This window comes from Caballeronia telluris (assembly GCF_001544495.1).
In the GTDB taxonomy this organism is placed as follows: domain Bacteria; phylum Pseudomonadota; class Gammaproteobacteria; order Burkholderiales; family Burkholderiaceae; genus Caballeronia; species Caballeronia telluris.
This window is the reverse complement of record NZ_FCNZ02000062.1, coordinates 1-12,771: the sequence shown is the minus strand read 5'-3', so window position 1 is coordinate 12,771 and position 12,771 is coordinate 1. Positions and strand designations below refer to the sequence as shown.

The 12,771-nt window shown below is 59.0% G+C and carries 10 protein-coding genes and 2 pseudogenes; 11 read left to right on the top strand and 1 reads right to left on the bottom strand.

The genetic code is table 11. The features are described from left to right. Window positions 1–183 precede the first annotated feature (183 nt). A complete protein-coding gene (locus tag AWB66_RS33340; RefSeq protein WP_125469857.1) occupies window positions 184–1,074 on the bottom strand; it encodes a hypothetical protein in 891 nt (296 codons plus the stop codon). Window positions 1,075–1,238: 164 nt separating this feature from the next. On the opposite strand from AWB66_RS33340, the pseudogene AWB66_RS35220 reads away from it, so the two are divergent. The 11 genes and pseudogenes from AWB66_RS35220 to AWB66_RS31100 all read left to right on the top strand — a co-directional run. Next, window positions 1,239–1,454 (top strand): annotated as a pseudogene (locus AWB66_RS35220) (ParA family protein); the annotation flags it as partial. A gap of 1,602 nt (window positions 1,455–3,056) precedes the next feature. Continuing rightward, the gene (locus tag AWB66_RS31145; RefSeq protein ID WP_235021334.1) at window positions 3,057–4,271 is read left to right on the top strand and encodes a ParA family protein; all 1,215 of its coding nucleotides are present in this window, start codon (window positions 3,057–3,059) and stop codon (window positions 4,269–4,271) included. Window positions 4,272–4,276: 5 nt separating this feature from the next. Then, complete coding sequence (locus AWB66_RS31140) at window positions 4,277–5,242, top strand: ParB/RepB/Spo0J family partition protein (RefSeq protein WP_235021333.1); 966 nt, start codon at window positions 4,277–4,279, stop codon at window positions 5,240–5,242. 281 nt (window positions 5,243–5,523) lie between these two features. Further along, entirely contained in the window at window positions 5,524–6,663 is a 1,140-nt protein-coding gene (locus AWB66_RS31135) for a Replication protein O (RefSeq protein WP_087633852.1), read from the top strand. 716 nt (window positions 6,664–7,379) lie between these two features. Then, complete coding sequence (locus tag AWB66_RS31130) at window positions 7,380–8,084, top strand: VirB8 family type IV secretion system protein (RefSeq protein WP_087633851.1); 705 nt, start codon at window positions 7,380–7,382, stop codon at window positions 8,082–8,084. Window positions 8,085–8,086: 2 nt separating this feature from the next. Then, window positions 8,087–8,959, top strand: coding sequence for a TrbG/VirB9 family P-type conjugative transfer protein (locus AWB66_RS31125; RefSeq protein WP_087633850.1), 873 nt, complete (start codon window positions 8,087–8,089; stop codon window positions 8,957–8,959). A 2-nt stretch (window positions 8,960–8,961) separates the two neighbouring features. Next, window positions 8,962–10,212 carry a TraB/TrbI/VirB10 family type IV secretion system protein gene (locus AWB66_RS31120; RefSeq protein ID WP_087633849.1) on the top strand — a complete coding sequence of 417 codons (1,251 nt, stop codon included), beginning with the start codon at window positions 8,962–8,964 and terminating at the stop codon, window positions 10,210–10,212. Further along, complete coding sequence (locus tag AWB66_RS31115; protein ID WP_087633848.1) at window positions 10,205–11,005, top strand: transglycosylase SLT domain-containing protein; 801 nt, start codon at window positions 10,205–10,207, stop codon at window positions 11,003–11,005. Before AWB66_RS31120 ends, AWB66_RS31115 begins: the two co-directional genes overlap by 8 nt. Next, window positions 11,002–12,258 (top strand): TrbG/VirB9 family P-type conjugative transfer protein, encoded by a 1,257-nt coding sequence (locus tag AWB66_RS31110; RefSeq protein ID WP_087633847.1) that lies wholly within the window; start codon window positions 11,002–11,004, stop codon window positions 12,256–12,258. Before AWB66_RS31115 ends, AWB66_RS31110 begins: the two co-directional genes overlap by 4 nt. Beyond that, window positions 12,255–12,527: pseudogene (locus tag AWB66_RS31105) on the top strand (lytic transglycosylase domain-containing protein); the annotation flags it as partial. The gene AWB66_RS31110 and the pseudogene AWB66_RS31105, both read left to right, overlap by 4 nt. A gap of 109 nt (window positions 12,528–12,636) precedes the next feature. Continuing rightward, on the top strand, window positions 12,637–12,771 hold a 135-nt coding region (locus tag AWB66_RS31100; protein WP_125469858.1), incomplete at its 3' end, for an HTH domain-containing protein.

Genomic DNA, 12,771 nt, shown 5'->3' with positions numbered 1-12,771 from the left:
TCATTGATGACATAAGTTCAACGTTTACGCCTTCGTTACGGATGACCGCTACATGAGCTATTTCAACGGCCTGCTAGCGCGACGAGCTGACCGTATCGGCAATTCCTTCGCCGGTGCTTCGATTGTTTAATGGCGTTCGTGCAGTCAAACGGCCGGAAAAAATTCAGTATGTCGACTTTACGCTTAAACAGGCTTCTTCTTAGTTTTGCGTTTTGCGTCTGGCATCTTGACCTTCAACGTCATGATAGACATCTCTATAAGAGCAGCCATTTCTTCGGCCGTGAAAACCAACTGGTCCGGTTCGCTGAGTGGCACTTTGAACTCGAATACCATATCAGATCCTTCGCGACGGACCCGTACGTTTCCTTCTCCTTTTAGCCTGACTTTCAACAAAGCGGCGACGATTTGATCGGTCGAGCGGCGGCGAGGCACTCCCAACATTTCGGTCGCACGCGCGGCAAGCTCCTCTGTCCCTATCGCTTTTTGGAGTTGAACCAGCGTCACGCCAAGTCTGTAAGTTAGAGGCCGAGATTTAAAAAGCTCTAATACCTCAGGTGGCAGGTTCGATATTGCTATTGCTTGTGATAGGCGAAAAGCCTTCCAATCTTTGCGAGCATCCAACGCTGCCCTGAGTGACGTCCAACTTCCTTTCGCAAGACCCCGCTGGTATTCAGCAGCCAGTGCCAACGGTGGGATCTTGGCCGGCCGTTTCGGCGGGACGGGTTCCCGTCCATCGAGAAGATCAACTATTTCGTTCCAACTTTTTCCGGTCCGATCGACTGCCGTCGCTCGATCCTGAAGCTTTGTCGGTCCGTACTTTCGAAGCAGTTCAACGAGAGACCTCGCCGTCTCAGGCCAGATCCCCGCTACGTCGAAAAGCGAAATCACTTCTGCGGGGAGCTTTGCCACCGCGACCGCTCGGTTGAGCGCCTCGCGAGTGACCTTCGGCGTGAACCGGGCCATTGCAGCGACTGCTTCTCTTTGATTTTTCCAATTCCGGCCCAGACCAGCGTTGTAAAGATTTGCGAGCGCCAGAGGATCGCGCGATATAGGCATACCAGCAAGGGTGGACATCTTTACCTCTCCTTTTTCGCCCGATTATCGTTGGCCTGCCATCATCTTGTTGGGCGAATGAAGCCCGAAATCCCACCGCATTTCATGGAGGCGCGGCACCGCACGACTAGGAAGTCTGGGGCAAAGGGACGCACTGGAAAGCAGGTCGTTGCAACGTTGCAACCGTCTACGCCCCTAAAGGCGGCGTCGGAAAAACAACCATCGCTGGCAACCTCGCCTGCCGGTTTTCCCTCCGCGGCCTGAAGACGCTCATCGTCGACTTGGACTTCCACGGCAACCTGACGATGATGTACGGCTACGAGACCGAAATGACGCCCGACGAAGCGGCTGCGGCCGGGGTCTCGCGTTCGCAGATGGTTGAATCTCGTTCGGTAGTCTGACGCCTAACTGGCCGTACGGCCGCCGGACGCTTGCAGATGTGAATTCTGAGTCCTTTCCCTCGAACGTTTCGGACGTCAACATGGTACCGAGGCGATCAAGGATCAGATCAGCCGGGATCAAATGTGGACCGTTCTCGCCATATGGGTTCTTAACGACAATCGCACGAATGCTGTCCTCTCCCGTATGCAAGGCCTCAGGATGAATCATGGTTAACCCGGGGGAACGACCCAAGCGGTCACGGTCGGTTGAGCCACCCGCAGCTACACATTCCCGGGCTACAAGGCGAGCTAGCACGCGTTCGATGTCCGGATTTCCGATACTTTCTCCAGAACGCCCTGCCCTCCGCTACGCCGACAGGCTCAAAGCGCTGAAGTTTTCGCGACATGTCACGAAATCGCCGTCGAAGCAAGCAATGACTACATTGCGGCCGGCGCGAGAACGCGGGACGGGTTGGTTGAGCGCCCATGCGGACTGAGCAGGATCCGCGACAGCTCGAGGACCACACGAACGGATCAACACCGATCGGACGTTTCCGTTTAACAATGCTGACCCGCACGCCGTTGGTCGCCGGACGGGTCGCAAGTCGCAGCGACGCGGGGATGCGTCTTGTTGGGCCGCAAGCAGTCGCACGACATACAGCAATGACTCGGATGACTGCGCGCGCAGAGTTAGACGGCGCAGCGACTCGGCACGGATGTGCTCCTGCCAGAGTAGGACGGCACCGCAGGTGTTCGTTTTCAAAAACCTGCTCCGAGGTGCAGAGCGGATCCGCAGTGCTGCCAGACCTGAGCAGCATGATCTTCTCGAGCGGAATGCTGAGATAGGAACGTCCCAGCGCGTTCGGAACATGCAGCGGCTTGATGAACACGACCGCTCGCTTCGACGCCGCCTTCAGCGCAGGCTCTAGCAACCGGTTTCTCCAATGCCCGTTTGTTGAACCAGCCGTTCGGTAAGCGAGCCCATCAGCTAACCGCCGCCGGGCAGTTCGCCGTGAGACGGTCGTCGCCGGTGGCGACAGTGCGCTCACCTGACTGGCAAGTTGGTTGGCTCGCCACAGGGACGGGTGGATTTCTTCAATGTCTTCCGGCAGCGCGGACATCGCGTAGGTGAAGAAGTGTATGGAAGTACAGTGTTCTGCTCTACCCCGGCACGAGTGCCATAACGCGGCCCGCGATCTGACCGTTCATAGCGTCAATAAGTAATAAACATTACTAATCCCGTATCGTTTGTTACGCGCCGTCCTTGTTTGCAATTTTCCACGCGGCCGCGTGGCTGAAGTCAGGCCCGGCGAGGGATCTGACCAGGATGGCGCACGTTTTTGCGTGGAACATCCGCATCAAAACTTAGCTAAATCGTTGAAAATAAACCGTTTGCAACACGAGCAGAAATCATCACCAATGTTTCACGGCTGCGACCCCTGCTTCCGTTAAAGCTTTTTCGAGGTTCGACCGTAGGTGGCCCGCCACGTCTACGTCTGGCGCGTCAAAGTTTACTTGCGCTAACCCCGTTTACGCTTTAGGCTCCGGATCAGTTCGAATCTCCTCGATTTCGGCTTTTCTACGGTTTCGAGGGGAAACTACCAAAACAGGAAGAAAACCCAAATGGGCAACCACATGGACATCAAACTTGCGACCCCTCCGATTGAGGTGTCGCCCGATGACCTCGTGAACCTCGCCGGCCGTAGCGCTCGAATGCTCGAACGCATCCGCACTCAGATGCTGCAGCCATGGCCGAGAAAGATCGCGCCCTTCTTTCCCAGCAGCAAGTTACAGGAGCTGTGCGGGATCGACAAGGCTCGCTTCTCGTACCTGATTAAGAAGGGAGAGTTGCCGGGTGGCAAGCAGGACAAGCCCGGTGGCGCCCGCTCCTTCAGTCTCGCCGAGACAATGCAGTGGGTGAAAGCTGAACGTAAGCCAATGCCACGTCCAGAAGGCAAAGACGGCAAGGTCATTGCGATCGGCAATTTCAAGGGGGGTGTGACGAAGACCACGACATCAATGGTTCTGGCGCAAGGCCTTTCCCTTCGGCACGGACGCAAGGTCCTGCATATTGACATGGACCCGCAAGGAAGTGCCACAACACTGTATGGCATTAATCCACATGCGGAGGTGACTGGCGATCAGACGATCCTTCCTGTGGTCGAAGCATACGTCAATGGCGAGACACCCGACATGTCAGGTCTGCCACAGGAGACCTACTGGAACAATCTACACCTGATCCCCTCCTCTACCGACCTGTTCAATGCCGAGTTCATGCTGCCCGCACGGGTGCACTCGTCGCCGGACGCTAAATTCTGGAACGTTCTGAACAACGCGCTCTCCGGACTGAAGAAAGAGTACGACTACATCATCATCGACACCGCGCCGACGCTCAGCTATTTGACGATAAATGCGCTCTTTGCGGCAGACGGCGTGATTGTTCCCGTGATGCCGGACACGCTTTCCTTCGCATCGATGGTTCAGTTCTGGTCACTGTTCTCGGACATGGTTTCGGGCATGCGACAGTTTGGCGAATCCGCTCAAGACGCTAAGCATTTCGAGTTCATCGACATCCTCGTCGCCCGGATGAAGGACAAGTCGAACTCGAACGCCTCGGTAGTTCGAGACTGGGTCATCAGCACTTATGGCGACCGCGTGCTGCCGGTGGAGATCCCAGACACCGAGATTGCTCGGACGACCACCAATGACTTCTCGACGGTGTATGACTTCCCGAGCTACGACGGCAACGCCACGCTCTTTCGCCGTATCCGGGAGGCCTACGATCAGGTGGTCGATCTCGTCGACAGCAAGGCTTGCTACCTCTGGGAAAAGGAGTGAAGTTCATGTCAACAGCATCTAGGCAACGCGACAAGGCTCGCTCCATCAATCTCGACGAGGACGACGCGCCCGCCAGCCCTCTCCCGCCGGTTGCCCCGCGCACCGCACCAGGTCAGTTGATCGGCCTGCAAGGTCGAGTGCATAGCCAGCAACAAGAAATTGAACAGCTCAAGAAGGCGCTTCAAGAGAGAGCCCCGTCCCGTCTCCCGGTCGCCAAGCTCCACGAGGTGGAAGGTCGACGACGCAAACTCACGACTGAAGAATATGCGGAACTCAAAGCGAATCTCGAACGCTACCCCCTCGCCCAGCCAATCACGGTAGCGCGTCGCCTCGACGGCGAATTCGATATTGTCGCTGGCAACAACCGGGCAGCCATCTATCGGGAACTAGGCCGCGAAGAGATTGATGCGATGGTTCTCGACATCGACGAGTCGATGATCGAGCACGCCGCCCTCTTCTCAAACCTGCTCTCCCCTGCCCTGTCCGATTTCGAGAAGTATTGGGGATTCAAGACGCTCCAAGAACAGACCGGAATCAACAAGGAAGAGCTGGCGAAGACGGCCGGGATCAGCGACACACATGTGCGTCGGATCATGAAGTTTGATCTTCTCCCCGAGGCAGCGAAAGAAACGCTGGCGCAACGACCGGAGCGGCTTGGGAGCGCAGCGGTCGAGCAACTGGTCAAGGCAGCGCGAGAAGGTCGTGAAGCACTCGTTATCGAGGCAGTCGGCAAACTCGTCGAGAGTGAAACTTTCACCCAGGCGCAAGCAGTGGCGCACGTCGCGGTAAAGAAAGAGAAGTCAGAAAGAAAGCCGGCGCTAGTAATCAAACGCGGCCAATTGCCGGTCTGCCAGATCACCTCGCGAAACGGCGTAGTAGGCGTGAATTTCCCTGAAAAGGGCGGCGAAGACGCTGACGCGTGGGCGCAGCGCATTCACGACTTTATCGAAGCAGAGCTGAAAGGGCGTTGATCCGCCAAGTTGGCGGGTCAATGAAATCAACCACTTAGCAATCGAGCTCTTGGTCGGCAAGCCAAGACTTCGAAAGGTGAGCACAAAGATGACCTAACACGTTAGAAAGACAAAAGCCTCCGGCGGCAACCGGAGGCTTTTGAAATGGGCTTGGCTAAGCCGCCTCACCCGTTGGCACTCCCGGACGCCAATCCGGAACGAGCACCTAGCAACTCGGAGTGTAACGGAACGAGATCGGCAGTCAAGCGTAATCCACCATTTTGAGAAATGGACCGCTCGACATGTCTATCGCGCAACGTTACGTTGCTGGCGAGGGTGAAACACACCCCGAAGATTCGGCCGCCCTCACCGCTTTTCGTTGTGACTCAACCAATCTACCTTGGGTCATTTTCCGTGCTGCATTCCGGGCCGCCCATATCGAAGGGATCCCTCCGCGTGCGCGCGCGGTTCTCTCGGCCCTCGCCCGTACCGTCGACGCTGCGAAGCCATTCGCCGCCATCTTCGCCCGCCGCGAGCTCCTCACGGGTCGCGCGCTGCAGTCCATGCGCACCTTCTATCGGAGCCTCGATGACCTCGAGGCCGCCGGACTGATCGATCGTCGTGCCCAGTCGCGCTACGTCGAAGCCGGTCTCTTCGGCCGTGCATACATCCATCTCACTGAGCGCGCGGCGGGCCTTCTCGGTCTCACCGAAGAACTCCAGACGCCCTTTCCTGCGCCCGCGCTGTCTTCCGTTGAGCATCCGTCTGCCAAGTTGGCAGACGGTGGAATATATAAGGATCTAAGCCCTGCTCCTTTTCAAAAGAGACAACCGGGCCAAGTGCCTGAGGACCTCCAACGCTTGCGGTCCCTGGGGTTTTTTGATTTCTTGATTTTCAAACTCATGCGCGAAGCACGGCAGAACGGCAAGCGTCTCTCCGATGTTGTCGAGGCTACGTGGGACCACCTCAAGCTCGCCAAGGCACCGATCAACTACCTGCGCAGCCTTCTACGCAGCACGGTGGACTTTACTCAACAGCTCCGCCAACGGATCGATGCCAAGGCCGAAGAGCTCTCGCGACTGACCCGGACGCTGGAAGCCGAACATCTGGCCCGCCAGAGCGCCGGACAGACGTTCGTCGATGCCACCGGCCAGCGCAAGTACGTGATCGATCACGACGGCGAGAATATGGTCGTCTACACCCTCGACGAGGGCATCGGCCGCCAGGCGGCAGGATGGAAGGAGGTGTTCGCTATGGCTCGAGCACGCGGGCAAATCCGTGTGGCCACCGAAGCCGATCTTCAGCCGTTCGGTCAGACGCCTCGATTCGCGGCCGAACCGGAGCGCGCCAGAGATCGGCCGCCGGTTACCGCTCAGATCCGGGAGCACATTGCTGGACTGCGCAGCTTATTGGGAGCTCGACACGTAATTAGGAAAACTTAATTAATAGGCGAAAAGAGCGGATACTGCGAAGCACTTAGCTTCTACCAAGTTGACCAACGCGACACCTTATACGACATAGGTTTTGCGCTTCGCTTTTGAGGCAGCCAGCTTATTGACGACGCTCCGTGAATCGCTAAGCATGAAACGTTTGTAGCAAGGCCCTCGATGGCTTGATGGCAACGCTATCCGGATAGCGCTACTTGGATAAGTGTCATTTTCTAAGCCTTTGATTTCTTAAGGTAAGTACTCTGTTACAAAGTGTGCCGGATAGTGAACCCCCCCTTTTTCGGCACACTTTTTGGTGATTTTGGGACGCGATACGCGGGTAGCCCCTGCCAGCCGACGAAGCGTTGGCCGCGCAACCAACCTAGATGGCGTTCGGTAGGATCCGCGCTAGCCGCTAGGTCGTCATTGGAAGGATGTCCTGTCGAAAAGCTGCCGATACCGATTCCGCTTTTCTGCTACTTCGACCCTGGTATGAGGACCACCCCGTGAAGGCATCTACAACAAACGAGTGCTGGCGGATTAGCGAAAGCTATATCTTTTCGTGCCTCATTTCCAGAAAGTGCCGCTATCCGGATAGCGTTGCGCAGCGGTAGTTGTCGCGGAGTCGTCTCGCGAGTAGTAAACAGTGCAATGGCGCACAAAACTCATCGTCTTTCGGAGAAAAAAAGGACGCTCGCGCTGTTTCAATGGTGACCATTCAAAGGGTTGCCATGCGTCTTTTCAAGAACAAGCGTCGGGCCGCGCTATCCGCGGCCCCCGGCTCATACGCCGAAGAAGATCCAAGCAGGGTGATTTTCGAGACGAGCACAAGGCTCAAGCTCGAAGCTAATCGCTGGATGCTGATTTCGTTCGGCCTGGCTGTCATCGCGGCCGGCGCCGTGTGGACGCGGCAACCACCGCCTTCGGTCACTCGCGTTGTGGGCGTGTCTGCCGACACGGGCGGCCATCCCATCGTGACCGAGTTGGTTGCCTACAAGCCCGACTCACAAGCTGTGCGCACGACGGTCAAGGACATGGCCATTCGCTGGTTCACCATCGAGCCGGTGCTGTCGGACCGCCTCGAGACTTCGCGCATGACCGCCAACATAAACTCGGTCAAGGCGCAAATGATCGGTGCAGCAGCCGGTCAGTTCCGCGACTGGCTCAAGGCCGACACACCGTTCCAGCAGATCACGGCCAACCCCAAACTGATCCGCGAAGTCGACGTGCGCAACATCGCGTTGCTAGAAGACTCGACTGTACTCGTCGAATTCACGACGACCACCTCGCAGGCTGGCGCCACGGGCAAGCCGGACGTGAAGTCGTACGCGCTCACGCTGCGCTATCAAATCGTCGCACCCACTGCTGAGCAGGCGCTGACGACGAACCCCTTCGGCATCTTCATTCCGTTTTTCCGCCTTGAGCGGACCGCATAAGCATGACCGCAACCATTTTCAATAAACGGCCGGTCATCGGCATGTGCATTCTCGCTGCGTGCGCAGCGTTGCTTGCTCAACCGGCTGTGGCCAAGAAAGCCGCGAGCGACTCGCCGTTTAATGCCGCGATGGTCGCGGGCGACCCCATGAGCCCGATCAATCCGTTTAACGGCGGCGCCGATCCTTTGACGATGCCCGGCGACGCGCGCATCGGCGTGTTTCCATACAGCCGCGACCAGATCTACCGCGTTCTGACCGCGCCGCTCAAGCTAACGACGATCGAGCTGGAGAAGGGCGAGAAGCTGATCGCCGACCCGGCGATGGGCGACAGCGTCCAGTGGGAGGTCGACGACGACAAGATGAACCACGTGTTCATCAAGCCGCACAAGGCTGAGCTCGTCAACACGCTGCATCTGACGACGAATCTGCGCGAGTACGACTTCACGCTTATCGCCTCGCCGGCGGGCGGCATGTTCTATCAAACCGTGCGCTTTCAATACCCGCGCGCGCCGATGGCCCGCGTCAGCGCACGCGATGACGCGACGGCCAACGGCAGCCGCGGTGGTGCCGATTCGGGAAGCATCAGTGTTGCGCCGGACAAGCTGTACTGGGATTACAGCGTCGAAGGCCGCGCCGAGTTCACGCCGGAGACTGTCTTCGACGACGGCCATGCGGTCTGGATGCGCATGCCTGCCAAAGCGCAGGAGTGGCCCGTGCCGTTTATTTTCGACCACGGCGATCGCGTCGTCGCGAACTTCATTCGCCGTGGAGACTTCCTCGTCCTCCAGCGTCTCGCCGACGAGATCGTTCTGCGTTCCGGCAAGGACGAGGTCACGGTGACGCGCGGCCGCCGCCGCTTGTTCGGGGTGTTCTGATCGTGGCGAAAAAACCGGATTCGGCGACGCCCAGCGCGGCGCAGGAAGCACTCGTCAAAGGTAAGACGCCACGCAATGCGATCATGAGCATCGGCATTCTGGCTGCTGTCGTCATCGGTGGCCTCGGCTTCTACTACCAGCTACAAGCGACGAACAAGGCCGACGAAGACGCGCGCATCAAGAAGGCGACGGCGCTCAAGTCGAGCACGGAAGCGCCCGCTGCCGCAAACAACAACGACATCGACCAGATGATCCGTCAGCAGCGCGACGCAGCGGCGTCGGAGGCTGCCGCGCGTGCCGCATCTGAAGCAGCGGCTCCGAAGCCCGCTGTCAAACCGATGCTGACCGGCGCCGACTTCCAGGAAGAGGTCAAAGGCTCGGGCACGGACACGCGCGAGCTTTCCCGGCAGGCCGCGCAAGACGCGATCTATACGTCCTCTATCTTTAAGCAGGCCGGCGCGTCGCGTTCGGCGAACCAAGCGACCGGCGCACTGCCCGCTGGCATTCCTTCGTTGGATGAGGTGCGAGCTGCTCGGGACGCTGCGGGAGCCAACACTCCCGATGCGATGGCGATCGCCTTGGCGAAGCAGGGCCAAGCACCCGAAGATCGCGACCGCGCCTTCCTACGCGATGCGGCTTCGCGCGGCGGCATCGAACGGACAACCTTCAATGGCCGGTCGACGGGTTGCACGTTGACGCCGCCGCACGTTATCCACGTAAAGACGGTTGAGGGGCTGAACTCGGACAAGCCGGGCCGCGTGGCGTTGATGGTGGACGAGGACGTGTATGACAGTTTGCGCGGCGACTGCTTGATGATCCCGAAGGGCGCGTTCATCAATGGCATGTACAGCGCGGACGTCAAAGTTGGCCAGGAGCGCCTGCTGGTTGCTTCCACGAGTCTGCGTTTGCCCAACGGAAAGAGCGTACCGCTCAACGGCATGCAAGGCGCCGACCAGAACGGCTACGCCGGGTTCTCTGGCGATGTGAACAACCACTTCCTGAAGATCTTCGGCGCGGGCTTCATTACGGCGATTCTACTGAAGGCGTTCGACAGCAGCTCGCAGACGGCGACGACCGCGACGCCCAACGGCGTAACCACTTATGGTGACACGGCGGGGCAGGTCGCGGCAGCGACCGCCCAGACCGTCATGCAGCGCAACCAGAATATCCCGCCGACCATCACCGTTGAACCGGGCCAGAAGTTCCTGGTGCAGGTAACGCAGGACATCGTCATGGAGCCGTACCATGATTAAGACGTTGGCGGCTGCGTGCCTGTCAGTGATCGCGTTCGGCGCAAATGCGGCGACCATTGATTCGATCATCAGCCCGACGCGCATCGTGGTCGACGACGGCATGAAACGCGCAATCGTCGAGCTGCCCGGCGAGCCGGTGTATGCATGCGGGCTGAAGCCGTTTCTGGCGTGGGCTAATCGATTTAAGGGTCAAACGGCCGAGGCCGCGGCTGGCGGCGTTGCACTCAGCATCGACGGATCGAGTGTCAGCCTCGAAAGCCTGTTTGTGAAGGCGGGATGGCTGCGACCCGCGGCCCTTAGCGATGACGCTCAAGCGAGCATCACAGAGCGGCGTGGTGGGTGGGCGTGCGCATCTGCGCAGGCGCCGTTCGACGCCATGCACACGTCCGTCGATCCGAAAATTCTTGCTGGCATCGCGCTTAATGAGTCCGCCTACAACGGGCGCGCATGGCCGTGGACATTGAATGTCGCCGGTCGCGGTTTCTTCTTTCGCACGCGAGAAGACGCGTATCGCGCCGTGCGCTACCTGATCAGCAACGGCCGGTCGGACTTTGACGTCGGCATCATGCAGATTAACTGGGGATACCACAGTAAGCGTTTCACGAACGCTTGGGACGCCCTCGCGCCGGTGACCAACATCCGCGTGGCCGAAGACATTCTCAATGAGAACTACCGCCTGACGCACTCCGCTGTGAAGGCCGTCGCGTACTACCACAGCGCCAATCCTGCCCCGGGCCGCGAATACCTCGCGCGCTTCGTGAAGCACCTCTCTCAAATCGAACGCGGTCTATGAAGCACACGCTCTCTCTTCTTACTCTCGCGCTTGCCGCAGTGACGCTGAACGCGGCGGCCGCTGGAACAGACCCGCTCGACTTTGACTACGAGATCGCGGGAAACGTGCTGGAGCGGCCCGCGCTCGTTTTCAACGATGGCAGCGACACCTATTTTCAGCCGCGTGCCGGTCAGTCGTTGCGCGTGGACGGTGGACATAGCCAAGGACCGTACATCGTTGTGCCGGGCACGCCCGAAGTGATCCGTTACTCCGCGGGCGGCTCGAGCGCCACCGCTTACTGGAAGAAAGCCAATCGCTTCATCGGCGACAAGGCGCGCGGCGACACGCCCTCTGGTTTTTCTAGCTTCTCGGGTCGCCTCACGCTGATCGGACCGCGCAGCAGCCTCGAAGGTACGCGGCCTTTGAACGCGACGCTGCCGCTTGCGCAGCTGGTCAAGGCTCTGGTGCCGCAGGGCTGGACGGGATCGGCTCAGAAAGACATCGATTTGACGACCTCAGCGAGCTTCGGCACGCGTGATGGCGAGAACTGGATGCAGTCGCTTAATCGGCTTGTGGCGGCTTCCGACTTGTACGCGGACGTCGACTTCAACGCTCATCACGTCACGTTGCGCCGCTCGGCTCCGCAGTCAGTGGCCGTCAACTATATCGCGCCGGTGTCGCAGGTCGCTGCAAGTCCTGCCGCCGCGTCGTCGAGTCCAGGCGCGGACCCTATCGCAGATATCGCGAAGAGAGCCGACACAGACGCGCCCGCCGCATCGGGGTCCGTCCTCGCGGCGAAGTTCGGCGCACTGGCGATCCGCGACGGTGACGACAGCCACATTCAAATCAAGTTTTCCGCCAAGCCTGTTGCGGAGTTGAAGGTGACCGGGCAAGACGGCAATTCGCTGCGCCCGAAGTGGGATGACGCGACCGGGGTCGTGACGTTTAACCGCACGGAACGTTTCACGATCTCCAACGGCGCCGACAAGGTCGAAGTCGCCCGTGTCGCCGGAACCGTCTATGAGTTCGACACCGCGAACAAGGCCGCTCTGCAAAGCGTGTTTGAGGATAACGGCTCGACGTTTTTCAAGTTCGCCGACACCGTCGGCAAGGTGACGGTCGTCGACGTGGGACACATGGGCTCGGGCGAGCAGAAGGGCCGCTATTACAAGTTCAACGGCACCGCCGACCAGTTCATCGTCAATGCCGACGGCACCGTCGTCAACGTGCTGCGCAAATACGATGTGCGGTTCTTTGATCGGCCCGCGTCATGAACCAAATGCTCTACTTCTCAGCGCTGCTTTGCGCGGCCGTCTCACTGCATGCGCGTGCCGATTGTGTTGACGATGCAGCGCGCTACCACCGGGTGAGCGTCCAGGTAGTACGCGCCATCGCACAGCAAGAGTCCGGGATGCGCCCGTATGTCACGAGCCGCAATACCGATGGAAGCGAGGACATTGGGTTGATGCAAATCAACTCCTCATGGCTTCCGAAACTGGCGCGCTTTGGCATTAGCCGCCAACACCTTTTTGATGCCTGCGTGTTGATTTGCACGGAATCCTGACCCACCCTGCGCAATAATTTGCATCGAATATTGACCCACGTAGAACACTGACCTGCTCGGCAACGGGCAGGGGAACGGAGTGATCGACGTGGCTATATTGAGCATCATCCGACGCTGGCACTTTCGCGATCATGTCTCGTTGCGCGAGATTGCCAAACGGCTGGGCGTGTCCAGAAACACGGTCAGGCGTTACATACGGGCCGGCACGGTCCTGCCCGCCTAT